The sequence below is a fragment of the Klebsiella sp. RHBSTW-00215 genome, from assembly GCF_014103785.1.
Lineage (GTDB): Bacteria > Pseudomonadota > Gammaproteobacteria > Enterobacterales > Enterobacteriaceae > Klebsiella.
Genome location: NZ_JABXQS010000002.1, coordinates 192,274 through 218,228 on the forward strand (window position 1 = coordinate 192,274; position 25,955 = coordinate 218,228).

At 49.2% G+C, this 25,955-nt stretch carries 18 protein-coding genes and 4 pseudogenes; 8 read left to right on the top strand and 14 right to left on the bottom strand.

The window, feature by feature from the left end; genetic code table 11:
* Positions 1–550: 550 nt before the first annotated feature.
* The 5 genes from HV127_RS30385 to ltrA all read right to left on the bottom strand — a co-directional run bounded on the left by HV127_RS30385 (position 551) and on the right by ltrA (position 4,290).
* The gene (locus tag HV127_RS30385; RefSeq protein WP_004118473.1) at positions 551–868 is read right to left on the bottom strand and encodes a hypothetical protein; all 318 of its coding nucleotides are present in this window, start codon (positions 866–868) and stop codon (positions 551–553) included.
* A gap of 34 nt (positions 869–902) precedes the next feature.
* Complete coding sequence (locus HV127_RS30390) at positions 903–1,157, bottom strand: DNA polymerase III subunit theta (protein WP_023157779.1); 255 nt, start codon at positions 1,155–1,157, stop codon at positions 903–905.
* 236 nt (positions 1,158–1,393) lie between these two features.
* Complete coding sequence (locus tag HV127_RS30395) at positions 1,394–1,819, bottom strand: antirestriction protein (RefSeq protein ID WP_004118478.1); 426 nt, start codon at positions 1,817–1,819, stop codon at positions 1,394–1,396.
* Positions 1,820–2,338: 519 nt separating this feature from the next.
* Entirely contained in the window at positions 2,339–2,569 is a 231-nt protein-coding gene (locus HV127_RS30400; protein ID WP_004118481.1) for a hypothetical protein, read from the bottom strand.
* Positions 2,570–2,802: 233 nt separating this feature from the next.
* The gene (ltrA, locus tag HV127_RS30405; protein ID WP_162934517.1) at positions 2,803–4,290 is read right to left on the bottom strand and encodes a group II intron reverse transcriptase/maturase; all 1,488 of its coding nucleotides are present in this window, start codon (positions 4,288–4,290) and stop codon (positions 2,803–2,805) included.
* 401 nt (positions 4,291–4,691) lie between these two features.
* On the opposite strand from ltrA, the gene umuD reads away from it, so the two are divergent.
* Positions 4,692–5,117, top strand: a complete 426-nt coding sequence (gene umuD / locus HV127_RS30410; protein ID WP_004182047.1) for a translesion error-prone DNA polymerase V autoproteolytic subunit — start codon at positions 4,692–4,694, stop codon at positions 5,115–5,117.
* Positions 5,117–5,245 (top strand): annotated as a pseudogene (locus HV127_RS30415) (DNA polymerase V subunit UmuC); the annotation flags it as partial. The gene umuD and the pseudogene HV127_RS30415, both read left to right, overlap by 1 nt.
* Before the next feature lie 44 nt (positions 5,246–5,289).
* Here HV127_RS30415 and HV127_RS30420 read toward each other — a convergent pair.
* Together HV127_RS30420 and HV127_RS30425 are read right to left on the bottom strand one after the other, a co-directional pair.
* The gene (locus HV127_RS30420) at positions 5,290–7,518 is read right to left on the bottom strand and encodes a Mov34/MPN/PAD-1 family protein (protein ID WP_023063206.1); all 2,229 of its coding nucleotides are present in this window, start codon (positions 7,516–7,518) and stop codon (positions 5,290–5,292) included.
* Positions 7,515–8,696 (bottom strand): hypothetical protein, encoded by a 1,182-nt coding sequence (locus tag HV127_RS30425; protein WP_008324210.1) that lies wholly within the window; start codon positions 8,694–8,696, stop codon positions 7,515–7,517. Before HV127_RS30425 ends, HV127_RS30420 begins: the two co-directional genes overlap by 4 nt.
* A gap of 136 nt (positions 8,697–8,832) precedes the next feature.
* Here HV127_RS30425 and HV127_RS30430 point away from each other — a divergent pair, with 136 nt between their 5' ends.
* Both HV127_RS30430 and HV127_RS30435 read left to right on the top strand, forming a co-directional pair.
* Positions 8,833–9,693, top strand: a complete 861-nt coding sequence (locus HV127_RS30430) for a WYL domain-containing protein (protein WP_008324213.1) — start codon at positions 8,833–8,835, stop codon at positions 9,691–9,693.
* A 7-nt stretch (positions 9,694–9,700) separates the two neighbouring features.
* Positions 9,701–10,219, top strand: a complete 519-nt coding sequence (locus HV127_RS30435) for a hypothetical protein (protein WP_008324215.1) — start codon at positions 9,701–9,703, stop codon at positions 10,217–10,219.
* 38 nt (positions 10,220–10,257) lie between these two features.
* On the opposite strand, the gene HV127_RS31930 is transcribed toward HV127_RS30435, so the two are convergent.
* The gene (locus tag HV127_RS31930) at positions 10,258–12,468 is read right to left on the bottom strand and encodes a tyrosine-type recombinase/integrase (RefSeq protein WP_016243537.1); all 2,211 of its coding nucleotides are present in this window, start codon (positions 12,466–12,468) and stop codon (positions 10,258–10,260) included.
* The gene (locus tag HV127_RS30445) at positions 12,452–13,459 is read right to left on the bottom strand and encodes a site-specific integrase (RefSeq protein ID WP_008325196.1); all 1,008 of its coding nucleotides are present in this window, start codon (positions 13,457–13,459) and stop codon (positions 12,452–12,454) included. Before HV127_RS30445 ends, HV127_RS31930 begins: the two co-directional genes overlap by 17 nt.
* Positions 13,460–13,529: 70 nt before the next feature.
* Here HV127_RS30445 and umuC point away from each other — a divergent pair.
* Positions 13,530–14,663 (top strand): annotated as a pseudogene (gene umuC / locus HV127_RS30450) (translesion error-prone DNA polymerase V subunit UmuC); the annotation flags it as partial.
* 78 nt (positions 14,664–14,741) lie between these two features.
* Positions 14,742–14,993, top strand: coding sequence for a hypothetical protein (locus HV127_RS30455; RefSeq protein ID WP_004182043.1), 252 nt, complete (start codon positions 14,742–14,744; stop codon positions 14,991–14,993).
* 244 nt (positions 14,994–15,237) lie between these two features.
* Here HV127_RS30455 and HV127_RS30460 read toward each other — a convergent pair whose 3' ends face one another.
* Positions 15,238–17,190 carry a DUF262 domain-containing protein gene (locus tag HV127_RS30460; RefSeq protein WP_000037308.1) on the bottom strand — a complete coding sequence of 651 codons (1,953 nt, stop codon included), beginning with the start codon at positions 17,188–17,190 and terminating at the stop codon, positions 15,238–15,240.
* Positions 17,187–18,467, bottom strand: coding sequence for a DUF262 domain-containing protein (locus HV127_RS30465; protein ID WP_004182042.1), 1,281 nt, complete (start codon positions 18,465–18,467; stop codon positions 17,187–17,189). The genes HV127_RS30460 and HV127_RS30465 overlap by 4 nt, the downstream gene beginning before the upstream one ends.
* Positions 18,468–19,434: 967 nt before the next feature.
* Here HV127_RS30465 and HV127_RS32070 point away from each other — a divergent pair.
* Both HV127_RS32070 and HV127_RS32075 read left to right on the top strand, forming a co-directional pair.
* Positions 19,435–19,710 carry an IS1-like element transposase gene (locus HV127_RS32070; RefSeq protein WP_000179213.1) on the top strand — a complete coding sequence of 92 codons (276 nt, stop codon included), beginning with the start codon at positions 19,435–19,437 and terminating at the stop codon, positions 19,708–19,710.
* A gap of 44 nt (positions 19,711–19,754) precedes the next feature.
* A pseudogene (locus HV127_RS32075) lies at positions 19,755–20,130 on the top strand (IS1 family transposase).
* Between the two features lie 774 nt (positions 20,131–20,904).
* Here the strand turns inward: HV127_RS32075 and HV127_RS30475 are convergent.
* From HV127_RS30475 to sopA, 3 genes and pseudogenes are all read right to left on the bottom strand, one after another.
* Positions 20,905–22,024 (bottom strand): annotated as a pseudogene (locus HV127_RS30475) (IS3 family transposase).
* Positions 22,025–23,066: 1,042 nt separating this feature from the next.
* Positions 23,067–24,038, bottom strand: a complete 972-nt coding sequence (locus tag HV127_RS30480) for a ParB/RepB/Spo0J family plasmid partition protein (protein ID WP_004182039.1) — start codon at positions 24,036–24,038, stop codon at positions 23,067–23,069.
* The gene (gene sopA, locus HV127_RS30485) at positions 24,038–25,204 is read right to left on the bottom strand and encodes a plasmid-partitioning protein SopA (RefSeq protein ID WP_004182032.1); all 1,167 of its coding nucleotides are present in this window, start codon (positions 25,202–25,204) and stop codon (positions 24,038–24,040) included. The genes HV127_RS30480 and sopA overlap by 1 nt, the downstream gene beginning before the upstream one ends.
* Positions 25,205–25,955 lie beyond the last annotated feature (751 nt).

The window sequence follows — 25,955 nt, forward strand, 5'->3', positions numbered from 1 at the left end:
TACCGCGTGCCATTTACCCTGGACGGATGATGGCGACTGTGCTTGTCTCAGCCCCGGCGAATGGACTCAAACGGGTGATACGGCGCCAGGGGGAAGGAGCAGGCACCCGCCGCAACGACGAAGAGCGCGGGCGCGAAACGGCGTTGCCCTGCAGAGTGCCGGCAGCTTTATCGCCGGCACGGTGAAAGCGGCGCGGCCGGAACGGTCGCAGCAAGCGCTGCCGTTGACCTTGACTTCAGACATCAGACACTAGCCGCCAGGCCCGAAACCGCGTAGCGGGTTCGGCGGAGTTTACCGCGTCTTTTCGCGGTTAGCGGAGTGTGGCTCGACGACTGGACAGCGCAGCTGGCCGGGAGCCGAAGGTGTCCAGTGCGGGTGTGCTTTTAAAGCCTTTAAGGGTTAAAAAGAGACATCACAGCAGGAAGAAGAAGAGAAAGCAGACAGACAGCAGGGAGCAAGCCGGAAACGTAAAGATGCAGGCTGGAGAGAATATGTTTTTCATGCCGCCGGAAAGAAGCCATGATAAACCGGCGGCATACCAGACGGGGCGTCAGGAACGGAGCTTATTTTCCTTCCTGAACTGCGCAACGCTATACCAGATTGAAGCCAGGAAAGCGAAAACGGTGATCAGGACACGAAATTCGTCACCCGGCTCTTTCCCCTTCAGCATCAGCGTTATGATGATGCCGGCAACGATAATCCACGCAATACCACTCCAGAGGCGCAGCTTATCCGCCACGACATTAATCAGAACAAAAGCAACGGCCAGGATAGCCCCCCACAGAGCCGGAACAGGCTGAAACGGAATAAAAAACAGGTTAATACCGGTTAAAAGCGTCACGGCAGCAAACATCAGAGACATACGCACAGATTACCCTCCCTGGACACACTGAGTAAGAAAATCAATTCTGCTGATCATCGCCCGGTTTATTATATTCGGGTGCATTTGCGCGCGGCAGCTGCTGACTGTTCAGTCGATGTACGCGGAACCGTTCATGGAAATATTCGCGCAGGTGTTCAGGCTGTTCCCGTTCAACAAGTTCCGGCATGACGGGCTTGTTCATGCGCTCCTGCCAGGCAACATCAGCAGCCACCCTATCGACGGCAACTTTGTCCTGCTCCTCCTTTGAAAAAGAGGCAATATTCCACTGCGACATACGCAAAATCAGCAAAAGAAGAAAAGGTACGCAGATATTACGCTCTTAATCCTTAACTGGCGACCTGTTGAGGTGAGGCCAGTACGCAGCGCCGCAGGTGTGGCGAACCGCCTCACTGGCAGGCGAAGCCTGCCAGGATTTTCGCGCGGCCGCACCGATCTGCGAAGCCGGGTAAGCTCCTCACAGATCGTGCCGTCTCTGACCTTAAACGGGGCGTCGGGCGCCCCGATATAGTATCAGTCCAGAGCCGCGTAAATAGCAGCGCATTCGTCATGAGAGTCAATGAAATTCCACAGCTGCGATTCCCGCAGCATCAGGTGGCGTGTCAGGGCAGCATCACCGCGTTCATGGTGCAGCCAGATACGGCGGTTGATCGCCAGCGCCGTAATGATAACTCCGGCCGCATCCGCGCTGACGGACCGATCAAACCAGTTATCCGGGTTAGTCAGATGGAAACGGTCACCGTCAGGCATCATGTAGCCGCCGCCCTCCGGAATACGGATGAAATGCCAGAAGCCTCCGCAGTAATCGGTGATGTGTTTCTCAGCGAGCGCATAGACCTGCATCTCTCCGGCCAGAAAATCGTTACCAAACAGATCCGGCAGGAACGAGAGACGGTCGGACTCCTCTACATTCAGCATGGTTTGACGGGCATGATACATAGCAACCTCCACAGGTTCATAAGATTGCGGCACCGGGTTGTGCCGTGCCGACACGACAGCCCGGCGGAAAGCGGAAGATGCAAGGGCGACACCGGAGGCCGCAGCGCAGATAAAGCACGAAGCTGGTCTGGACGGTTTTAGAGCGAACCTGAGCGAGAAAACGACGGGAAGAACGGCGAGCTTCCTAAAAAAACTGCGACCGGGCGAGGATGGCGGCGCCAGCGAACCCTTGCATCTGCAGCGGCCGGGCTAAAGTGAAGGCACGGCACTACCCGAAGCGATGCAGGAGATACAACATGAGGTCCCCTGTCGCGGTTTACGAGCGCAGGGAGAAAAGCAGAAGCTGGCATCGCGACGCGATGGCTGCGTATAAAGGCCGCAGACCGGAGGGAGGGGGCCGGACAAAGCGGAGCCGGCGGCAAAGACAAGCCGGCGACGTCCTTATCCGGTGTTGATGGCATGGCGCCAGTTTATCAGCTGCCCGTCACCAGGCGGCCCGGGAGACCTCTCGTTCTGAGCTTATCGGCGATCTGGTTTATCACTGGCCACGGAGATACCAATGTACATACCGCTTCCCCAGATAATCTGAGAGAGCACAAATAGCCACTGAGGGACGTCAACAATCAACAGCGGAAGAAGAGCAACCGTCACGATTAAAATCAGGCGGCTACCGAATTGCCGGCGCACCGGTTCAGCGGCGTCAACCGGGACGCCTGCATATCGCAGAACCTGCCTTAAACCCGTATTCATAATCACTCCACTCAGAATAAATGCACTGTACGTCAGTATATTACATTTTATTAGATAACGATTCTCCGGACTGGCAGCGATCCTTCTGAAATTTCCCTGTTTTTGCAGGAACAGCAAATGGTTACAGACAACGGCAACAAGATGACTTGAAAAAAAACGGCCTCCGCAAAATAATGTCGCGGTAGGGATACCCGTTACCGGGTACCCCCCGCACAGATCCCGGCGTGCGCTATTCACGCACCGGGCTCCTGCCTTGGGTGTCTGGCGGTGAACCGCTCCACAGGCCATGGATGCAGAACCCGAACCTTCGGCAGCCATACGGCTGCCAGTCTGTTTGCTTTCGTCCATGTCGTATCATCCTGCTGGCTCCTGCGCCTCAGCGCCCGTCGCCAGAGGTCTGTTACGTATATCCTGAACTTCCGCATCATGGGATAGTTGCCCGGGACTGAGTGGTAGTTCAGATATCCCTGAACCACTCTCCTGAGCCATTTTCCCTGTTCGGGGATTGAGTAATGCCAGCGCTTTCGTAGTCCGTCCTTGATCGCTTTCAGTGTCGCCGTCATCCTGTCCCGGCGTGTCTTTCGTATCAGCATGAACCTGCCACTACGATCTTTCCCACTGATATGCGTGAACCCGAGGAAGTTGAACGTTTCTGGTTTACCTTTTCCCCTGCTGGCGCGGTTTTCGGCTGCGAAGCGGCCGAACTCCGTCAGTCGGGTTTTCTTCGGATGTACCGTGAGTCCGAACTCCTTCAGTCTGCGCTGCATGGCTATACGAAAGCATTGAGCGTCGATTCGCTTGTCGAACCCGATGACTATGTCATCTGCGTATCTGACCATGACCACATTGCCTGTGGCATGGCGGCGTCGCCACTGATGCGCCCACAGATCGAAGACATAGTGGAGGTAGATGTTTGCCAGCAGCGGCGAGATAACCGCACCCTGTGGGGTGCCTTCCTCCGATGCCCGCCATTCTCCTTCCTCTGAGGTCCCGGCTGTGAGCCACTTTCGTATGAGCCTGATTACCCTCTGGTCGCCGATTCTGTGTTCTATGAACCTGATTAGCCATTCATGGCTTACCTTGTCGAAGAACTGACTGATATCGGCATCCAGTACCCAGTTTACATTGGTCCGAACCAGCCCTGTGGCCAGTGCGTCCAGCGCATTGTGCTGGCTTCGCCCGGGTCTGAACCCGTATGAAAACCCCATAAAGTCATTTTCGTAGACTGCATTCAGGATCTTAACCAGCGCATACTGGACGATTTTGTCCTCCAGTGAGGCGATGCCGAGCGGGCGCTGTTTTCCATCCGCTTTCGGGATGTAGTGCCGCCTGCCGGGCTGAGCCCTGTAACTACCCTGATGAAGCCTCCGGTGCAGATCTGCTATGTTGACCTTCAGGTTTTCGGCGTAGTCCTTCCACCTGACACCATCAACTCCGGCAGCCGCTTTCCTGCTCAGGGAGAGGAATGCGTTCTCCAGTGCCTCTGCTGTCAGGAGGTGGAACAATGCGGTAAACCGTTCTTTCTTCCGCTGCTTCGCAGCTTCCCGCACGCGTGACAGCCTCTGTGACATACTTTCCCGGCTCTGCGTCCGGCGCATGTGTGGCTGTTCCGCGTTTCCCTTGGCCCCGCTCCTTCGCTCCACTGACTCCGCTCCTTGCGGATTGTTCGCCAGATTCGCAGCTACTATGAGCGAGTCCGACTTCTCCTCTCCGTACATCACCGGCTTCGGCTCCTCGCCTTCCCGGTGCGGGCCATCTCCGGCACTGGCAGATGGTCAGAGGGGAGATCTCCCGGTTCCCGCGTAAAGATCGTATTGACATGCCAGGGTCTCAGACCCCGCCGGGTCCATATGGCACTCGCAGTAACGCACCCTATGATGTTGCCTTCCGTAAACAGTACAACGTCGGCACCCGGGAATTTAATATACATTTCGTGGCTCAATGGCTGGCCTGTCAACACCCCTGTCAACGCTTCGCCCCATACCTCACGGTATACAACGCATGACTCGGGGACCCTGTGGATTGCTGGTCCTTCAATGGTCGGGGACTTTCACCCCTTGATCTTTACCGGTCTCCCGGCGCACACTGTATATATATACAGCCTTAAGCGAGGGAAAAAACGATGAAGTTCATTCCTGCAGTATCAGAAGCCAGCATAGTAAAAATTCCTTTGTTCACAGAGCGATGCCCTGCGGGTTTTCCGTCACCGGCAGCAGACTACACTGAGTCTGAACTGGATCTGAATGAGTACTGCATTCACCGGCGCCACTCCACCTATTTTGTCAGGGCGATTGGCAACTCAATGACTGATATTGGCCTCTATTCCGGCGATCTGTTGGTCGTGGATAAAGCAGAACAGCCGCGGCACGGGGATATTGTTATCGCGGAAATTGAGGGTGAATTTACGGTAAAACGCCTGCTTCTGACGCCGCGGCCAGCCCTGCAGGCGATGAACCCGGACTTCCCTTCCCTGTACCCGGATCCGGAAACGCTGCAAATTTTCGGCGTGGTGACAGCCTTCATTCATAAAACCCGGAGGGCAGACTGATGTTCGCCCTGGCTGACGTCAACTCCTTCTACGCCAGTTGCGAGAAGGTTTTCAGGCCGGATTTGCGCGGCAAACCTGTCGTCGTTCTCAGTAACAACGATGGCTGCGTTATTGCCCGGAGTGCTGATTATGTGGAATTGCAAGTAACACTGTGATGCAGATGAAGCGAACTTCATCTGACTATAATATTGATATCGTTTTCCGCAACAATCAGCATCACAGCAGGTAAACCTTCCACACTCATTTTTTGATGTAACTTTTTGATTAAATTATCATCTTCATTACTGGCTTTCGCTGAAAATCCTTGAGGATGGGAGTGCCATTCACCAACATAATCGACAACACGAGCGGTCAGCTGCTGAACCCGTTCTAATGCTTCCTTTTGTCCCTCTTCTCCTCGGACAAAGAAGGCTGGTGAGGATTTACTGTCGATAGGTTCTGGGAGCACATCAACCAGAATAATAGTCTTGTTCTTAAAATCAGTTATGCCCACAATAGCGCCCCCGGTTTCATTCGGTAGGGCCTGTAAACGGGTGTGTCTCAGTTTTTGTTCTAAGCCTTGATCGTATCTAACAATCCATTCGCCAGCAATTACAGATACCACAGGGTAAAGCTCAATTTCATGAGCGCTCACTGCACCTGAATTTTCATCAGACACCCAGATACATAATCGAGCATCATCCTTAAGGACGGTCTGCCGTAGTTGGCGCGACAGGATACCAGCATGAACGTGAATACATTCGTTAGACATACGTACAGAAATATCCCGACATCCACCACCGACCCAACGATCACCATAATTGTGCTGTAGGTGAGTGTTTCCCCACTCGCTGCTCAAAATTGCCCGGTAGTATTGCCCCTCAATTGCATCAATTCGGCACTGTCTGTCTGTATCCTCTATTAACATCACGCTGGCCTTGCCTGATGGTGTCAGAAACAGACTAACTGTTCTGGGTATATCATCTTTTAACGCTAGGGTCCTAGGCACCTCAAAGGTGGTACTGACATCCACAACTAAGTGAGCCTCATTCACAGCTCTGGCAATATCATGATCGTCATCAAGAATACTTTTATTGATCGCTCCGGGGAGAGGTTCATGTGGATAAATACTACCTGCGAGGTGCCGAAGAATATCAGTTTTAGGGTATCCAATATGATCATCAACCCCAATATGGCGGGGCAGATTATGTGGAAGGAGTTTGTCAGGATCGATAAATGTCCAGTGTCCCCAGCCGATTCGTATCCAGATATCAGCTAATGTGCCGCCAAGAGCCCCAACGCCAGCCAGAACACCATAGAAAGATGCATTATCAGAATCAACAGCAGAAATGTCTCTTGCTCGTGCAGCATTCATAGCCGAACGTATTTCGACAGGTAACAGTGGTAATTGTTGCCATTGTGTACCTCTTACGCCACCAAGTAGTCGGAAACGGTGCTGTATTCCCCGCTCATTCCTAGGGGCAAGTATGTCTAATACGCTGGCAAGTTCGTAGAGTGAGCGTTCCACGATATAGCCCATAACATCAGTACGTTCTGTTTTACCATCCCTTAAACGAGGAACCCATAGCAGAATTAGCAAACCTTCCTTTTCACCAGAGCTAGGGCGAAGACCTGTATCAGGTATAGCATCATAAACAGCATCAGCGAGTGGCTGGAGAAGTTCACTTCCCCAGGATTGAAGCTGCTCTTCCAGTTTTTTCAGATTGTCAGGATATGAAGCAACTAATGAGGCTTCAACTGGTGGGACGGCAATGGTTAATAAGCGAAATGGTCTGATGCCCTGATTAGAATGTTCAGGTACAGCCCTTAAAATTATCGGCTTACCATTGCTGACCATCTGGAGGCTGAGTTTATGAGCTGCGGCATGATTATAATCAAGATAATTCGCTGGTAAAATAAGTTGATAGGGGCTCATATAAAAAAGTTGCTCAAGAGGTTGGTCTTCTCGATGCAAACGTTGTTCAGCTGATTCTCTGAGCCACCAAAATATTCGCTCAATAAATCTTTCAGGTGTCCAGTTGCGTTCGACGGCGCTCCAAGATACATCATAAAGGCAAAGAATTTTTGGAGAGTCTGGTACACCTGCATGTTGATGAGATAAAACAGGAAAATCTTTACGCAATGCATGAACTAGGATCGGGATAGTGAACTTAGGGTTTATCTCAATAGCTAATCGTTCTTTACGACGAATGCCAGCCTTATTGCCAGAAGTTACTGTACCATCAGCAACATCAATGACTAGGTATTCCGAGCGGTCATTGTTTTGCTCAGATAAACGTAATTCTCGAACAGTTATATAGGGATGCTGTTCGCATGCTGTAAGCAATGAGATTGTTTGCGGATATAGGCTATCACGCCCCGATGAATCGAGGCGTTTACCCAATTCGAAATATTCGATCATTGGTTTATTACACCTGCCCGGGGTGCGGCTGCCGTAGCAGCGCTTGTCGCAGCAGAAACTGCACCAACAATAGCGGGAATCAATTTCCCATCTCGTGCCACTTCAAACTCAAGAACAGTTTTATCTTTAAGGTCGCCCGTGCAACTGAACCAACCATCAACATTATCCAGAATATCATCGTACTCACGTTTAGCTCGAATACACGGAGGATCATAATCGTCATCAAGTATCTGTTTGCTGCTGGAAACTATTGTCGCTCCAGAACGCGCTTGCCCTAAAGCATTACGGGCCGCATCGCAAACCAGAGCATCTTCTCCCCATTGTGACCAGCTATAATAGGAAAGTGAATGCCACGAACAATGATGTGGTGTGAGGAGAAGATCATACTCCAGCACCTCAGGATTGCTTTTGTAACGATTCCATAATCGCTCCCAGATGAGAACTTCTGCATCCCCACCGAGTAAAAAGTGCATAGGATTACGAGAATATGCGGAAGGCAGTATTTTCATATTCATAATGATACTGGATTCATTTTTAGAAAGGGCTTCTTCCAGATTTTCATCATCTTCATGTGGTGCAGGTGCCAGAAGCTGTGCAGAGAAAACGTCTGAAACTTGCCCGTCAATTCTGGTGAATGTATCTCCAGCTTTAATAAGAATGGCACTCAGATCATCCGTTTTACCGTTAATATCTTCACCCATGATAAGAATGCGATTACCGCTAAATGCGTAACCATGTTCCCGCCAGTATTTTACACGGCGCCGAGCTTCCGTATTAAATGCCTGAGCATCTTCGCAAAGTGTGTGATTTTTCGAACGACGTCGAAAAATCAATGGTGATGACCACAACTCTCGGATGATTATGCGTTTTTCTGAACGTTTCAGATGGTCATCTGGATAGTCTTCAGGACGGCCCAGCCAGAAATGTTTACGTAGACCCCCACAATGGTCCTGATCCGGATGACTCAGCATAAAGACGTCAACAAAAGGGCGATCGTTATTATCGTACTTCAATCTGTTACGTAGCGCCGAGGCAACATCAGGTGTGTCATCTTTGGGGTCATCAGCAGCAGAACGGATATGTACATCAGTCAGAATGGATGTACCCTGGGTATCAGCCAAACGCACCAGTGTCATATCACCGTTGCCGACCTGGAAAAAAGTAACTTTTGCTGCCATCGACATCTCCTTCAGGGATACGAAAGATTGAGGTTAAGAACATCTGTTGCTAAGATACATCTAGTAATTATTCGAGTCTAGTAACTATGCGTATATTTTTTAGACTCAAATTGTAAGCACAGGAAATGATTGATAAATGATTGATAAAATGGTGCGAACTGGTCATTGGGGCCAAGAGAGACGACTTGAATTCATCGATTTTCGCCTACTGTGGGAAGGTCGACTTAACCGTGCAGATATCACTACATTTTTCAGAATTTCAGTGCCGCAGGCTTCGTTAGATTTGGCTAAATATCAAGAGATTGCACCAAGAAACATGGTGTATGATCGAACTCAGAAGGCTTATGTAACTACTCCAGATTTCAAACCTGTTTTTTCAAGTTTTGACAGTAATCATTACCTGAATGAACTATTAGGGCGAGAAAATGGAATAGTGGATCCTTGTGATAGTTTCATTGGATGGGCCCCTCCGGTTGCCAGCCTTCCTCTTCCGGCTAGGAAAGTACAACCTGAAATATTGATTGATTTAATCCGGGCCATGCAAAGAGAACAGGCTTTGGTTGTTGATTATCGTTCGATGACTAATGAACCAGCGGTTCGTATGTTATACCCAACTGCATTTGCACATGATGGTCATCGGTGGCATATTCGCGCCTATTGTTTTAAATCTGCAATGTTTAAAGATTTTGTCCTTGGCAGATTCTTTAATATTATTGAATTTGTTTCCCCACCGACATCAATTCCACAAGATGTTGACTGGAATACATTTATTGATGTGGTGATAGGTCCAAACCCTAACTACGATACGAATAGACGGCTATCTATTGAGCATGATTACCAAATGGTACATGGCGAGGCGAAAATTCGGATACGTAAAGCACAATTATATTATCTTAACCGTCGGTTAAATTTGGATGTGAAAATCGATTCTTCAATAGATGATAAGCAGCAAATCATCATGCTAAGAATAGAAAAACCTGAAGATTCTATAGGATAAAGTTAACATGAATGTAACTGGTATTAATAAAAACAATAAGGAATGGATGATTGCGATAATAATTACCTACCTTTTTATTCTGTTATGTCTGGCAACATACGCTATTGGGGCTATGTCTCTGGGGTGGTTGCCTGCACCTTACGCACCATTAAGGGTGCCACTGATGTGTGGTGCCATTGCCTATATTGGTGGTTGTTTATATTGTTTTCGTGCAATTTACATCAATAAATGCATTAGAAAACAATGGGATCCAGATTGGCATGTATGGTATTTCATCCGCCCACTTACCAGTACAATTGCAGGTGCAATCAGTTACTTATTTCTTAAAGCAGGATTGTTAGTTCTGGAATCTAGCTCCAATGCAGGGTCCAGTGAAATGGGTTTCTTTGCATTGGCGTTTATTGCAGGCTTTAATGTCGATAAGTTTGTCGCGAAAATTGAGGAAGTTGCAAAGGCCGTGTGGGGGATTGAAAAAACAAGAAGTGCAACTAATCATGAGGTAAAAGACTTAGATAAAAAAGAATAACATGGGTATTCAAATTAACCGGGATATTTTTCGCTATTTTATCTTCTTTGCTTGTCTGGTGTTTCAATGTTTTTTAATTTCTCTAATAATTTGTCTATCGCACCAATATCATTATTTACTGCTGCCTGTTCATCATCCGTCAACGGGATCTCCTGCATCATTTTGAGTAAATTCTGACGCCCCTCTATATATTGCGCTTCTGATGATGATTTAGGCAGGTAGAACGAACATTTTGCACAAGCCATACGGTGTGGGCACTGTTCAAAAAAGTCATAACTACACAATCCGTGCCCAAGGTCATAATATCGCCATGGTTCTCCTTTCTGCATTTGTCCGGACGAAATTGCATCCTGATCGATCAGCACCGAAACCATACGACGGTTTCGCTCAAAGTATCCTGCTTTAGACAGAGACCCTGCCAGTTTTGTCGGTGTGATATCGATATAATGCTGTGTCGAACTGGGAGAGGAATGTCCGAGCCAGCGCTGTAACTCAAATAATCCTAGTGGTTCCCTGGCATTAAACAGCTGGCTGGCTATAGTTGCCCGCGCTCTGTGGCTAGTGATAGTTCCCCTGATATCTTTGTTTGGAACACCAGCTTTCCGACAAAGCATCGGAATTAAGGATTTATTAATATAACTCTGGCTAATCCGAGCAGCTTTATGCATAAAAAGATAACTGACAAGTTCACCCGTTTTTAAATCAAGTTGGTCTGGTTGTATATTTCGTTCTTTTTCCCAGCAATCAATGTATTCCCCTACGATTGGATCAACAGGTTTGGTGAAGGCCGTGCTGGTTTTGTTCACGGGGACATCCAGCAAACATATCCGAGAGCCGCCCTGATGTTCATCATTTTGCCAGCGTATACAGCCTGTTCGCATCCGCAAAATTTCATCACGACGCAACCCACCAAACAGCCAGAGAACACATAATGCACGAACCATAGAAAATGGGTAGCGATAGTAAAGTTGTTCACCATAATGCAGATCCTGCTCCTGCAGGTTCAACCCTGCCCAGACAAGTTTACTCCATATATCATCAGCAACGACTCTTGGTGCAGGGCCAATACTGGCCCGGATAGCGCGGGGTAAACGGAACGTTCTGACAGGATTAAATCGGACGATAATAAGCCCCCATTCCTGAAGGTCTCGAAAAAAAACTCTGATAGCCTGTAAAATCCCCGCCCGTGCAGAGGCTGTCATTAACTGGCCTATTCGATTCTGATACATATGGCGCGGTTCAGACCACTGGCCTATTTTCATTTGACACACTGCAGCTACGTATTCAAGTGCGATGTCCCGGCTCCAGTCTGCAGGAGAATGTATATCAGGGTGAGTGGCTTTCAGCCAGCGCCCACACTGCAGGATGCGGTACCATGTACTGAGTTCAGATGATGGTGCTTTAATAGCGGTTTTACGCCAGCGTTCACACCATCGCAACCATTCTTCCGGAACGTTACTGGTTGCACGATATTCCCCGTGAGGCCGTCTGCGCTCAAGAATACGATGGTCAATGCCCGCTGGGAACAGCCCCATCGCAGCAAATATCCTTGACAAGGTGGCCGCAGAGCGACGCATATAAACAGGCCCGTAAGTTATTACTCGCTTAAGTGTTTCCAGTTCCAATTTTTCAGGATCAACCTGCCGCTGACAAAGCATAGACAGCAGTAGCGCATTACGAATGTTATTGTCAGCAGCGACAAAGCCGAGGCGCTGCATGTTCTCCTGAAGCTTGTTTACCGCCGCCTCTGTCGCCGGGCGGCCAAAAACTTTGACAGAAAGCCGATAATGATAAAAGCAGCCAGCCGCCTCAAGTCGATTAAATCCGCACAGTAACCAAGCAATCGCGAGGACATACTGTCGACAATTACCACAGCTGCCATATTTTTTGCGAAATACCTCTTCACTGCTGCACAGCACTTCGAGCCAGTCGTCCTGGGTCCATGACCAGTAGTTTTTTTCCAGCCGGTGCATTTCCAGAATGATGTCATGAATTGCAGAATTGGTTGTTGTGGATGCGGCATTCATCCACTTTAATGCTGCTCTGAGTGGAATTATCAGGCGAGAAAGCCTTTGTCTTACACAGTTCGACCAGTTTTGTTTATGACGTCCAACAACATACTGAGCCAGCTTTATCAAAGTATCTCGTTCAATCGGCTGTAATTCGGGAGAACAATCCCAGTCAGGATCAGGTTGCCATACTTCGTAGTCAAAAGGGGCTGGCGCATCATATTCAGTTTTCATTGCCATCCGTATTGTCCCCCTTTAAATGGTGTAACCGATGTTCATGTATCGACGCCATACCTGCGTTAAATTTTTCCGTAAGATCACGCGCACTAAGATGGATATAAAGTAACGTTGACTGGATACTCTGATGGCCGGCAAACGTAGCGATCTCATGAATATCCCAGTCAGCTCTGGCGAGATCGGTCAGACATAGATGTCTGAAGGTATGCGTACTCAATTGGGGTAGCCCCGCCTGCATTGCCAACGACCTTACGATCTTGGACCAGGTCCACCGGGTTATTGGCGCAGTTCTGTTGCGACAGGAATAAGAAAGAAACAGTGGGCCACGGGAAGTATTTAATTGTCGCCGTTCTGCTAACCAGAGGAAATATAACTCTCCGGTTACGACAGAATAGGGCACAACCCGACCTCGCTTAGTTTTTGTCGTTTCAGCCCGAACTGTTAGCAAGCGACGAGAAGGGTCAATATCGCCGGTAGCAACGGAGCACAACTCTTCCCGGCGCAGGGCACAGTCGTACGCAAGAGATAGCATAAAACGATTACGTATTGTGGTCTGGCGGGCTGCGATAAGTAAGTTTTCCCAGTCACGGTCACTCGGTATCCATGGCAGGCGTCGCTGTGCCTGAATGAGCCCCCTGCGCCCACCTCCGCCAGGATGCCAGCTGCCTCTCATAACGGGGTTCAGTACTATTAATCCTTCTTCTCGCAGGTAGTCACAATATAATCGAACGATAGTGAGTCGATGACGAAGGCTGGCAGCCGCCAGATTGCGGGAGATATTAAGATGCCGAACATACAAAGCCAGGATCTCCCGGCTGGCTTCTGTAGGGCTCACATCATTCTGGCGACAAAAACGCAGCCAATCATCGATCCCACGGGCATAAGCTTCAACCGTATTTGGCGCCTTCAGCAAACTTTCCTGTAAGCATAACCAGCGAAAAGCTGTAGGCTCAGCCATCATGTAAGGTAAAGATGCCAGCAACGATGCACGCATACACTTTCCTTCCGAGTCAGAAAGCACAACCTAAGGATAGTCAATTCCAAATAACATATAAGCCAAACTGCTGGGTATAAAGATGGGAACCCCCTGGTTCCAGCTCAAAGAGGCGCAGTTTCCTGAAAAATTGTACGTTTTTTCCAGCAACTACGAGCTCTACGCGAGCCTGAGTAACCGTGTGGTCGCCCTGCTGGAAGAGCTGTCGCCCCGCGTCGAACAATACTCAATTGACGAATGTTTCCTGGATGCCCGGGGAATTGGCCACTGTATGGATCTGGAGGATTTTGGCAGGCAGCTGCGTGGGCATGTTCTCAGTGGAACCGGACTGACGATCGGTGTCGGCTTCGGCGCCACAAAAACACTGGCCAAATCGGCGCAGTGGGCGTCAAAGGAATGGCCACAATTCAGGGGGGTGCTGGCGCTGTCGCCCGATAATCCACGCAGAACGGCAAAATTACTCAGCCTGCAGCCGGTGGAAGAAATCTGGGGCGTGGGGAACCGGATAGCGAAAAAGCTGCACGTTATGGGGATCACCACCGCCCTACAGCTGTCGCTGACGAACCCTACATTTATCCGGAAAAACTTCAACGTAGTGCTGGAGCGCACGGTACGTGAGCTGAACGGCGAGAGTTGCATTTCACTGGAGGAAGCGCCGCCGCCGAAACAGCAGATTGTCTGCAGTCGCAGCTTCGGGCAGCGGATCACCACCTACGAAGAAATGCGCCAGGCCGTCTGCCAGTATGCCGAGCGCGCGGCGGAAAAGTTGCGCGGTGAGCGACAGTACTGCCGGCATATCAGCACCTTCATCAAGACATCCCCTTTTGCGGTTAATGAGCCGTATTACGGTAACGTGGCCACGGAAAAACTGCACACCCCTACCCGTGACACCCGGGACATTATCGCGGCTGCGGTCAGGTCTCTGGACAGGATCTGGCTCGATGGCCACCGCTACGCAAAAGCGGGGATAATGCTCAATGATTTCAGTCCGAACGGCGTCGCGCAGCTGAATCTGTTCGATGACGTGCAGCCACGGCCGCACAGCGATGCGCTGATGAAGGTACTCGACGGCATTAATCATTCCGGACTCGGGAAAGTCTGGTTTGCCGGACGGGGTATTGCGCCGGACTGGCAGATGAAACGGGAGATGCTGTCACCGGCATATACCACCCGCTGGAAGGAGCTGCCGGTTGCCCGTTTCTGACCGTCGAAATGACAGACGGGACTTGCCGCAAGAGCTTACTTTACCGATCATACAGATGACTTGTCTCAGGGGGGGACCATGACAAATATCATTCTGTGTGATGTGACTGCCAGCATCAGCGAACTTAAAAACGATCCGGTGGCCACCGCCAGTGCCGGCGGCGGCTACCCGGTCGCGATTATTGACCGCAACCGCCCTGTTTTTTATTGTGTGCCCGCGGCTCTGTATGAACAAATGCTCGATGAGCTGGACGAAAAAGACCTAGTGCAAATGATAACAGAACGTCAAAACCAGCCGCTGCGTGAAGTGGATCTCAATCAGTATCTGTGATGTGCTCCGGTGCGAGGAGCAAGGAATGTATTAAGCCTATGTTACCCACTCGATGATCAATGCTGTCTTAAAACACTATAAAATCAATAAAATAGAATTATATCTGCATGTCGATACCATACAAAATACCATGGTAAGAAAACTTGGAGACTGTACTGATCGTGTCGCCCGACGCAAAACGCTTTTAGACTGACAACTTGCACACCACAAAGGATATTCATCCAAAAGCAGTTATTCAAAGAAGTCAACGCCCTGGGTTGGATCTTCCGCTTGCCTCCACCAGACTTACATCATCACGAAGCAATGTCACCATCGCTTCATGATGTGCTGTTATCTGCTGATCGTCCCAGTTTGTATTTCGGGTGATTTCCGCCATTCTCTTGAGCTTGGGACTTTGAAGTTCAATTGTATCCTTGAAGTTTTCGGCCTTTGCTCTGGGGAGGCTATTGCTGAATTTTGAGTTCGCGCTGACGCTTACGAGCGCGAGGTTGCCAAGCAGGTTAAGGCTAGAACCTGAAACAACCGCGCCCGACTGTTCTTTGTCAGGATGCTGTGGATAGAAGTGCTCAATGGAAGTTCTGAACTGAAATTTGAAATCTCGTTTTGAGGAGTCACTCAACAGAAGATAGTCGAGATACGAAAAGACGATACGGCTGATACCAAACCCTTGTGGTTGCTGATCTTTCTCAAAGGAGAATGTCTCTTTAACCTTGCTGCGGGCATATCCCTTCAACAAATCGGCAAGATCCGCATGTTTCACGTCTCGAGGGGCTTTAACGGAGAGCCAGCGAAGAACTTTGGTAATCCAGTGCATCGTTCGCGGAGAAGTGTAGGTAATCCGAAGCATGGACTGAAGCAGCAATACATCTCGGGTATGTGGGTCAGCACTCCCGTCCTCCTCTAAGCTTCCATTGCTGGCCGAGAAAACATGGATGTACGTCGGGGTTGGCTTCTTGTCCCCGCCTCCTTTTTTCAGTCGCTGGAGAGACCAATCGCCATCGTCACCGATGTTTGCCGTGAATTGACGCTTCAAGATGAAGCCATCGAAGAGGTTGCGGCACTTGAGAAGCATAAATGCAAAACTACGCACCCAATCGGCTTTAGCATCGGGTACATTATTTACGGCGTCGTCAAATGACTTGATGAGGCGCTTGTCGTCAAGCAGGCCTTCGTCTTCGACCTCATCGCCTTTCATAATTCTTAGAACGTGTAGCAGAAAGGCCGGAAACTCAATAGTCGAACGAAACCGCTCGTTGCCCTCGTCTTCAGTGGAATTTGACTCGAGCTCTTTAGCGTATTTTGACAACGCCTCATCCAAGGACAACGATACCCCTTCGGAGGATTGCCTTGATGAATTGATGCCGGATTGCGGACGACTTTCCATTAGCGAAGAGAAGCTGGTCACCTCCAGCCAGGACCATTCATCACCAAATACTTTGTTTCGCAAACTTGTGTCACCACGGGTCAGAGACATCTGGACATAAGAATCCATGTCAGCACAGGAATCCCAAACCCACGCAAAGCATTCGCGTTCATATTGATTGGGCAGTTTGCTCATCAGGCGAGCCTTAACAATATCAACCTGCTTGAGTTGCTGCCCACGAGTGTTCATGATCTCGAAGTAGCGATTGAGGTCGGTATTGGGTGGCAGCGAGGCACGGACGACAGTCACCTTCGTTAGCAAGAAATCGGAGAATTTTTCGCGTGAGCGATTAAGGTTTTCATTTTGTTTGAAGAACTGATTGATGATGCTGTAGCCTTCATGAATGCCAGCATCTGCATTACTCGTGGAGCCCTGCGGTCGAACGTGCTCCTTAGCCGCCTCCTGTGCTACTCGCAGCAGGGCCTCAGTTGCCCGTGCGCGCGACTCATATTGCAAGTGGCCTGCATGGCCAACCGACGGCTTCTCACCCTCACCGTCTTGCTCCAGGAAGGTAAGAAGCAGATAGAGGGTTGTAAGTCGTTGTTGTCCATCTATGACCTCGAACTCATCCTCTCTACCCCGCTTGATTACAACAAGGTTCCCAAGAAAATAGTTGTCCTGGCCCCCTACCACCGAGTCTTGAATATCGCTAATAAGTTGCTCAATCTGTTCGGCCCGCCAAGCATAGTTCCGTTGATAAATAGGAATCAGATAATTGTCAGTGAATAACTTGCCTACTGTTAACAGTTCAGGTTTCAACTCCTTCTTGCTCATTGCAGCCCCTTGATAAAAGCAACGAGTTCCTTTTCGTGGTTATCGCTGTATGGCTTACTTGTTATTGGAAGTTTGCGGACAACACTTCCAGTCATCGCATTACGTAGCAAAACAAAAGGCGATTTATTTGCATCGTTTTTACCTCGCGCTCGGTTGTCAGCAGATACAAATTGCACACGAAGTAACTCGACCCGCAAGGCATATGCCCATGCGAATAACCTATTTCGCACTTCATCTACATCTTCATCGCCAAACTTGTTTGTATAGCAAAGCAGCGCGGCAATGAACAATTCGTACACGTAGCGGTAGCGACTTTGAGATGGGCCAAAGTTTTTGAAACCTCTGTCAATAACCTCTTGTTCCAGTATCTTCAATTCGTCAAGCATGAATGTCACCATCTCGAAAAATGAGCGTCCTGCGATTATCGGGGCATCAAGCTGAAAGCGGCTGCGCCCGGCGTTTCGTGCATCATGTGTAGAGGATACCGACCATGCACTTAGAAGTGGCATAGCGGCTTGTGCTGCAAGGTGATATCGCAGATTTGGCGAAAATGACCTGTGGGATCGTGATGAAATGCCCTTGAACATGCCGATGTCCCGAATAGTAAATTCGAGCGAGCTTTCGCCTCGTGACCACTTGGATATCCGGTATAAAAAAGTAGAAAAAAGCCTGTCCAGATCCTCATCGTTTACGGCTTCCCAAGCCTCAACGACAGCCACTTTCATAGCAGCGGACTCATCGTGCATTTCGCGCAGGTGGTGTGCTTTGAGCAAGTCGTGAGGGGCAAGCGGTTTGCCGCGATAGTTCTGGGAATCAAAGACACGAAATGCCTCATCAATATCGTCCGTCACAATACGCACCAACTGACATTTGTGACAGATAAAATCCAAAAACTCTTTTTTATCTTCCAACTGCGACAGGCGCCTTTGAAGCTCTATCCAAACTAGGGAGACAGGAGTGTCGCTGTTACCAGACATCGAAATTTGATGATTTATCGGATCTAAGGCCGCAAGAATCATTCGCAAAGTCAGCAGGCGCTGCTGCCCGTCGACTACATTGAGATACTCACCATCATCGTGAAGAATGATTGCACCCAAAACATAGGGAATATCTTTTCGTTCGGTATCTCGAAGAGCTTCGCTGATATCATCCACCAGTTGTAGAGCAGTCGATACATCCCAACTGTATGGGCGTTGATAGTTCGGTATCCGAAGGCCTTGCTTGAGTAGTTCATCCACGGTGACTGCACTAACACCGTTCTCTCCGTTAATCGCCATTCCTATGTCCCTTCATTGACGCTTTTCTATTTTCTCAGCGTATTTTCCGCAAACTTTATTCACCTATATGGATACTTCGATTCCGAGTGGCGGCTGTCTTGTTCACAATTTCTATCACGAGGTGCTCCTCTGGCGCATATTTAACGATCTGGGGCAAGGGTCGAGAGAGCGGTTCTGATCAAAGCGAGCATCGATGGCATCAGCACAGCGCTGCAATGCACCCGGTTGTCGATACCATGGCATTTGCTGATACGGTCACATGGTATTTGCTATATCTTCGATTCAGCGTCGGCCTTAAACCATAAAAAATGCCATTGATAATGCAGTCATATCATCAATGGCACTCACTAAATCAAATAAAACAATAGGCTAAATAATAGCCTCACTCCCACTCTATTATCAACTGCCTATATATCATATTAATTTACTTAGATTAAATATCAAATAAAATATCAATGCCATGACTAATGCCATATCTAAAAAATATGAACACAGGGTACATCTCCTGCTTATCTCACGCAGCCTAGAAACAGCATTACGATCCGATAAGCTGGCTCATAGCAAGACAGTACCCTCGGGTCGGGGTCTACTTCGCCGTGTAGTAGGGCGTTTCGCATAGCGTAGATCGTTTCAATCAATCCCGACAATAGCTCTTCAGGGGAGCACTGAAACTCCATCGCCCCGACTTGCAGGCGATCGGCTCCACCACGCAGTAGGTCGCGCCTCGGGCGCGGGTTGCAGCCGTCATAGAGCTGCCGCAGCGTCGTTTGCTGGGCTTTAGAGAGGTTCGCAGTAAAGTCTGCATGGCCATAGATCGTGTTCGGCTCATAATGCACCTGAACGTGCTGGAATTTCACGTTTCCATTGCGAACTGAGGTGACGGTGATCTGGATGTTTCCGCCCGCGATCTTCGGTGATGCTGCCAACTTACTGATTTAGTGTATGATGGTGTTTTTGAGGTGCTCCAGTGGCTTCTGTTTCTATCAGCTGTCCCTCCTGTTCAGCTACTGACGGGGTGGTGCGTAACGGCAAAAGCACCGCCGGACATCAGCGCTATCTCTGCTCTCACTGCCGTAAAACATGGCAACTGCAGTTCACTTACACCGCTTCTCAACCCGGTACGCACCAGAAAATCATTGATATGGCCATGAATGGTGTTGGATGCCGGGCAACCGCCCGCATTATGGGCGTTGGCCTCAACACGATTTTACGTCACTTAAAAAACTCAGGCCGCAGTCGGTAACCTCGCGCATACAGCCGGGCAGTGACGTCATCGTCTGCGCGGAAATGGACGAACAGTGGGGCTATGTCGGGGCTAAATCGCGCCAGCGCTGGCTGTTTTACGCGTATGACAGGCTCCGGAAGACGGTTTGCGCACGTATTCGGTGAACGCACTATGCCGACGCTGGGGCGTTTTATGAGCCTGCTGTCACCCTTTGACGTGGTGATATGGATGACGGATGGCTGGCCGCTGTATGAATCCCGCCTGAAGGGAAAGCTGCACGTAATCAGCAAGCGATATACGCAGCGAATTGAGCGGCATAACCTGAATCTGAGGCAGCACCTGGCACGGCTGGGACGGAAGTCGCTGTCGTTCTCAAAATCGGTGGAGCTGCATGACAAAGTCATCGGGCATTATCTGAACATAAAACACTATCAATAAGTTGGAGTCATTACCCTCAGAACCATTGTTAAAGCGGTACTGGGTAGATTTGAAGTCAATATCAGACCCCTCACTCTTATAACGCAGCATATTTAACAATTTGTCCATTTCAGTTCTCTTGCTTAGGTTTCATTAACATATTTTAAATAAGCCACTGTCTGAGTGATTGTGTCTGGTACGCAGAACAAACAGGACCTTCATTCAGTTGCTCCACTCAAACTGTGATTAGCTACTTCCGCTTTTTTCACAAAGCGGACGATATCCCGTTAAAGCGCTTGCATATACTGTAAAACAAAATTCAATACCCGGTAAAAGAAAGCTTGGCTTCCAGCCAGTAATATGAGGTCCTGTTTGCTTGTTGTACTGTCCCCTCATCCGTAGACAAATTTCATCCTCGCAGAGAGGCCTATTAGAAAGTCTTCGGGCTTAATCCATAGAGGAAGTTGTGGCGTCAGATATGATTGCAGGGCACTTCAATGTAATCAAATATATCCTGCCGGGCCATGGCCCGGGCTTGATATATTCACTTCCTTACACGCACTTATATGAGTAAACAAGAAACGATGCTGCCTTAGCATTATCCCAGCAATTGCTACTTTAGACATGCTTTAGCTCTAACATTGGAACAATACTACTCTTTTGTACCTTTGCCGATGTCGGCATGGTACTCACCTTCACAAATTCAATGACAGCCATATGGTAATTTTTTACTAATTTTTGGCGCGCCATTATGAAGTTAGTCGAGTGACCTGCCCCCAGGATTAGATACAACCGTCAGTTAGTAAGGTCGGTTTGTTTACCTTCACATTTTCCATTTCGCCACCGTGCTGCAAACTCTGATGGCGTCTGATAATTCAGTGCTGAATGTGGACGACACTCGTTATAATCCTGCCGCCAGTCATTAATGATTTTCCTTGCGTGAACGATATCGCTGAACCAGTGCTCATTCAGGCATTCATCGCGAAATCGTCCGTTAAAGCTCTCAATAAATCCGTTCTGCGTTGGCTTCCCGGCTGGATTAAGCGCAACTCAACACCATGCTCAAAGGCCCATTGATCCAGTGCACGGCAAGTGAACTCCGGCCCCTGGTCAGTTCTTATCGTCGCCGGATAGCCTCGAAACAGTGCAATGCTGTCCAGAATACGCGAGACCTGAACGCCTGAAATCCCAAAGGCAACAGTGACCGTCAGGCATTCCTTTGTGAAATCATCGACGCAGGTAAGACACTTGATCCTGCGACCGGTGGAAAGTGCGTCCATGACGAAATCCATCGACCAGGTCAGATTGGGCGCCGCCGGACGGAGCAGCGGCAGACGTTCTGTTGCCAGCACTTTACGACGTCTTCTGCGTTTTACGCCCAGGCCACTGAGGTGATAAAGCCGGTACACGCGCTTATGATTAACATGAAGCCCTTCACGGCGCAGCAACTGCCAAATACGACGGTAGCCAAAACGCCTGCGCTCCAGTGCCAGCTCAGTGATGCGCCCTGATAAATGCGCATCAGCAGCCGGACGGTGAGCCTCATAGCGGCAGGTCGACAGGGATAAACCTGTAAGCCTGCAGGCACGACGTTGCGACATACCGGTCGCATCACACATCAGCATCACGGCTTCCCGCTTCTGGTCTGTCGTCAGTACTTTCGCCCAAGAGCCACCTGAAGCGCCTCTTTATCCAGCATGGCTTCGGCAAGCAGCTTCTTGAGTCTGGCGTTCTCTTCCTCAAGCGACTTCAGGCGCTTAACTTCAGGCACCTCCATACCGCCATACTTCTTACGCCAGGTGTAAAACGTGGCATCGGAAATGGCATGCTTGCGGCAGAGTTCACGGGCGGGTACCCCAGCTTCGGCTTCGCGGAGAATACTGATGATCTGTTCGTCGGAAAAACGCTTCTTCATGGGGATGTCCTCATGTGGCTTATGAAGACATTACTAACATCGGGGTGTACTAATCAACGGGGAGCAGGTCACGAGCTATATATTGGCAATGTGAGAGTCAAGAGGCTGGATTTACATCATAAGTCTTTCAAGAAGCTACCCACATGTATATCCCCGTCACTGTGGATAAACAATCTATTGAGTCTTATTCATCTGCATAACCTGTGATAAGTAATGTCTCTGAAATCCCCAGATCATACAGTGTGACGAAATGCATGATGTGGCTATGCTGATGACGGAATGATGTTATTCACCCTGGGTTGTGAAAATAGCCTGGATTGGTTACTTGCCGGACGAAGGTCTGAACAGCGCGTAGCGGCAGCAATTGACCTTTAAAAACTGGAGGAGATTAAACCGAATACACTGCGAAATTTGACAAATTGTACTCAGTATACTCGGCTCTAATCCCGATCCATTACTATTCAATCGCCAGATATTTCAGTTCTGCTGCAAGATTATTCCGCTCTTCGTGATGCAATCATGTCAAAAATCAGTTCGTCATTGACATCAATGCAACCATGGTCCCAGGCTGATAACCTGACCAACGATGCAGGTGGGACCGTGGTACCAGGCTGGAAACCTAAACAATGATGCAGGTGGGACCGTGGTCCCAGGCAGCTAAGCTGACCGACGACGCAGGTGGGACCGTGGTCCCAGAAAGATAACCTGACCGACGATGCAGGTGGGACCGTGGTCCCAGGCAGCTAAGCTGACCGACGATGCAGGTGGGACCGTGGTCCCAGAAAGATAACCTGACCGACGATGCAGGTGGGACCGTGGTCCCAGAAAGATAACCTGACCGACGACGCAGGTGGGACCGTGGTCCCAGGCAGCTAAGCTGACCGACGACGCAGGTGGGACCGTGGTCCCAGAAAGATAACCTGACCGACGATGCAGGTGGGACCGTGGTCTCAGAGAGAATATTTAGGCCAGTTATGTTTTCTGGCCTGTGAGAAAGGAAATGAAGTAAAGGGAGATAACCGTAGACTAAAGCGTGTCCGCATCAGACTCCTGGTTTCTCAAGCTCCTTAAGAATGGCTTCTATTTTCTCTATACACTCCACAGGAATGCGGGACCTATCCAGATTAAGCACCATTTTATCGCCCTTATACAATGCTGTTGCCCCTGGAGCAAACTGATGACGTGAGCTCAGATTAACCCTTGGAGAGGGAGATTGTTTCAGTACGGATGTTAAAAGACTAATGACCTCTTCAGCTTCAAAGATTAGTCCCGCTTTCTTCTGATCGTGGAGAGTCTCAGCCTGCTGCTTCAGTAATTCTTCTTTATCTGCAAAAGCCTTCTGAAGGGCTTCACCTGACCGGGCAGACAGTTCTCCAGGATGTGCAAACAGGGCAACAACGGATTTAGGCAGTTTGGCCGTATTAATACAGCGGGTAATGATCTTACGAGAGATGTTTTCCGCATCGGCAAGCGCAGAAATATTTCCTGCAAACTCATTCTGCAGCCGGCTTGTATAACGCAGGCCACGTTCATAAGCACTCGTCGGCCGATAATCGTTACCCAGTCGGGACAATGCAGCCATCTGCTCATCGTCCAGTTCACCAACCAGAACGCGATAATCACTTTCCGTCAGGATTGCGGCTTTACGGCGACGGCTGCCGTCTGCAATTTCTATGACATCAGAAACCCGGCGGCCGAAAGCTGGAGTCTGCTGACCGGTCAGTAAAAATGAAGGAATGAGATCATCCAGAGCATCTTCGGTAAGTAGTTCCTGATCGCGCTCATTGCCTGACCATACGCGTGAAGCGCTCTCAACAGAGTCTCCCCGGAGCACCTCAAGGGTAAATTTTACTTCCCGTCCACATACCGGAAGAGAGATAGCATTACCTCGGGCCATAGCACCCACGCGCGCAATTAATGAATCCACCATAGGTGCGGCTGGCGCCGGTGATGAAGTATCTTCAGTCGATTGAGTATGTGTGGTATGTCTTGGAATGACAGGAGCACGCTTCATTATCTAATCTCCCAGCGTGGTTTAATCAGACGATCAAAAATCTCATTGCAAACAGGTTCCCATATAGAGAGGGCATTACGCCAGGCGCCAGTTGAAGAACGTTGATCAATAGCCTGTTCAAAAACGGTTCTCATACGGATCTGACCTTTACCGACTTCATCCGTTTCGCGCACAACATTTTTAAGGACCATGCTTCCCCAGGCATCCCGAATTTGTTCTTCCATCCACGGGGACTGCGAGCCGTTATTATTACTGTATTTAGTAAGCAGAATACGGACATCTGGCTCAAAGCCTTTAAGATCCACGTTCTTAAGCAGGTCACGCAGCATATCGAAAAACTGCAGTGCGGAGGTGTAGTCGAAAAGCTCTGCCGGAGTAGGGACAATCAGTACATCAGCAGCGCATACAACATTTATCGTACCGATACCAAGGTTGGGTGCACTGTCGATAACTATCACGTCATAATCATGAGCGATAGTTTCAATGGCCAGACGGAGCATCAGGTGCGGGTCAGCAGGTAATTTGCCTTCGTCAAATTTCCCCATCAGCTCGGTTTCAATGCGGTGCAGTGCCAGACAGGACGGGATGATATCAAGGCCAGGCCAGCAGGTGGGCTTTATAGCGTAGCTGGCGTCATCCTTTTCCCCAAGATAAAAGGGCAGGAGAGTGTCCTCAGCATGAATATGAAGATCGGGCACCCATCCGTGATACATAGAAGCAGTTCCCTGTGGGTCATTGCCTTCAACAAGCAGAACACGGAGTCCTTTCAGAGCAAGATCCTGAGCCAGGTGAACGGATACTGAGGTTTTGTAAACACCACCTTTGTGAGCAGCAACACCAATCACCGGCGGAAACGCATCTTCAGCACGGCGCAGTCGTGTACCAAATACATCCCGCATGTGATTGATTTGCTCGATGGTATAACCAACGCGTTGCTCAACTCTCCCACGGGTTTCCATATCAGGGTGCGGCAGCCGGCCAGCTTTCTCGGCATCCCTGATAGCCTGAGATGACACGCCAACTAAATCAGCTGCTTCACCAATCCTCCAGCGCCGGGTTATTTTCCGGGCTTCCGGACTGTCATCATTAAACTGCGCAATGGCGATTGCTTTCGTCATTTCATGACCAGCACTTATGCACTGGTTGAGTGTATCCATGAGTCCCATACTGAACATCCTTTAATCTTCACTTTGCATTATTTTATTAAATCTTGGAATTTATTGCAAAGCAACAATAAAAACGCAAAGTGCACGAAAAAGTGCAAAGTGAACCGCATTGGGTGATGCAAAGAACGCAGGGGATTACAAAAGAGTACATACCGCAGTCAATATTAATCACTGCCGCTCGCCGCAGTAAGCGATCTCACGGAGTGAGAAAGCGGCGAGGAAGCGGAAAATCACAGAATTCACAGATTGCACGTACGTCGGGTTGCTAAAGATGGCTCTGGATAAGCCAGTTATAATGAAATTGACTGCGGTATGTAATATATTGACTATGGTATGATGCTTACCGCATCTGTGTCGAGAAAGAGGAAAGACGACTCAGCATACCGCAGTCAATGTTTCATTGTTGTACCTGTAGATCTCAATCTTCCAGAGCGTATTCAGGAAAATCAGGCCAGGGTTCTGGATATCTGGTATGGCGCTTCCGGCCTTGTATCTGGGTTATTCATGGTCTCGATCCAATAATTGATCCCAAGGAGATCATAGTGAGATCCAAAAGAGATCCCCGGATCGCTCCAGCATGCGCTGTAACTGGCTTTAACGTCTGTCTGGATCGACTGCGGAATGTAAAATGTTGACTGTTATATGCATAATCTAATACTGTGATATGCAACGGTATTTACAGAGGTATGTATATCCGTTGACTGCGATACGTATTACTACATCCTTTTGTGGATAACCGTTGAGGATCAAG

Excerpts from the sequence above, each read along its gene's own strand:
- HV127_RS30460 (WP_000037308.1), bottom strand. The coding sequence starts at position 17,190 with ATGAGCAAGAAGGAGTTGAAACCTGAACTGTTAACAGTAGGCAAGTTA.
- umuD (WP_004182047.1), top strand. The coding sequence starts at position 4,692 with ATGAAGTTCATTCCTGCAGTATCAGAAGCCAGCATAGTAAAAATTCCT.
- HV127_RS30435 (WP_008324215.1), top strand. The coding sequence starts at position 9,701 with ATGAATGTAACTGGTATTAATAAAAACAATAAGGAATGGATGATTGCG.
- HV127_RS30455 (WP_004182043.1), top strand. The coding sequence starts at position 14,742 with ATGACAAATATCATTCTGTGTGATGTGACTGCCAGCATCAGCGAACTT.
- HV127_RS30420 (WP_023063206.1), bottom strand. The coding sequence starts at position 7,518 with ATGATCGAATATTTCGAATTGGGTAAACGCCTCGATTCATCGGGGCGT.
- HV127_RS31930 (WP_016243537.1), bottom strand. The coding sequence starts at position 12,468 with ATGGCAATGAAAACTGAATATGATGCGCCAGCCCCTTTTGACTACGAA.
- HV127_RS30395 (WP_004118478.1), bottom strand. The coding sequence starts at position 1,819 with ATGTATCATGCCCGTCAAACCATGCTGAATGTAGAGGAGTCCGACCGT.
- HV127_RS30465 (WP_004182042.1), bottom strand. The coding sequence starts at position 18,467 with ATGGCGATTAACGGAGAGAACGGTGTTAGTGCAGTCACCGTGGATGAA.
- sopA (WP_004182032.1), bottom strand. The coding sequence starts at position 25,204 with ATGGGACTCATGGATACACTCAACCAGTGCATAAGTGCTGGTCATGAA.
- HV127_RS30425 (WP_008324210.1), bottom strand. The coding sequence starts at position 8,696 with ATGGCAGCAAAAGTTACTTTTTTCCAGGTCGGCAACGGTGATATGACA.
- HV127_RS30400 (WP_004118481.1), bottom strand. The coding sequence starts at position 2,569 with ATGAATACGGGTTTAAGGCAGGTTCTGCGATATGCAGGCGTCCCGGTT.
- HV127_RS30480 (WP_004182039.1), bottom strand. The coding sequence starts at position 24,038 with ATGAAGCGTGCTCCTGTCATTCCAAGACATACCACACATACTCAATCG.
- HV127_RS30390 (WP_023157779.1), bottom strand. The coding sequence starts at position 1,157 with ATGTCGCAGTGGAATATTGCCTCTTTTTCAAAGGAGGAGCAGGACAAA.
- HV127_RS30430 (WP_008324213.1), top strand. The coding sequence starts at position 8,833 with ATGATTGATAAAATGGTGCGAACTGGTCATTGGGGCCAAGAGAGACGA.
- HV127_RS30445 (WP_008325196.1), bottom strand. The coding sequence starts at position 13,459 with ATGCGTGCATCGTTGCTGGCATCTTTACCTTACATGATGGCTGAGCCT.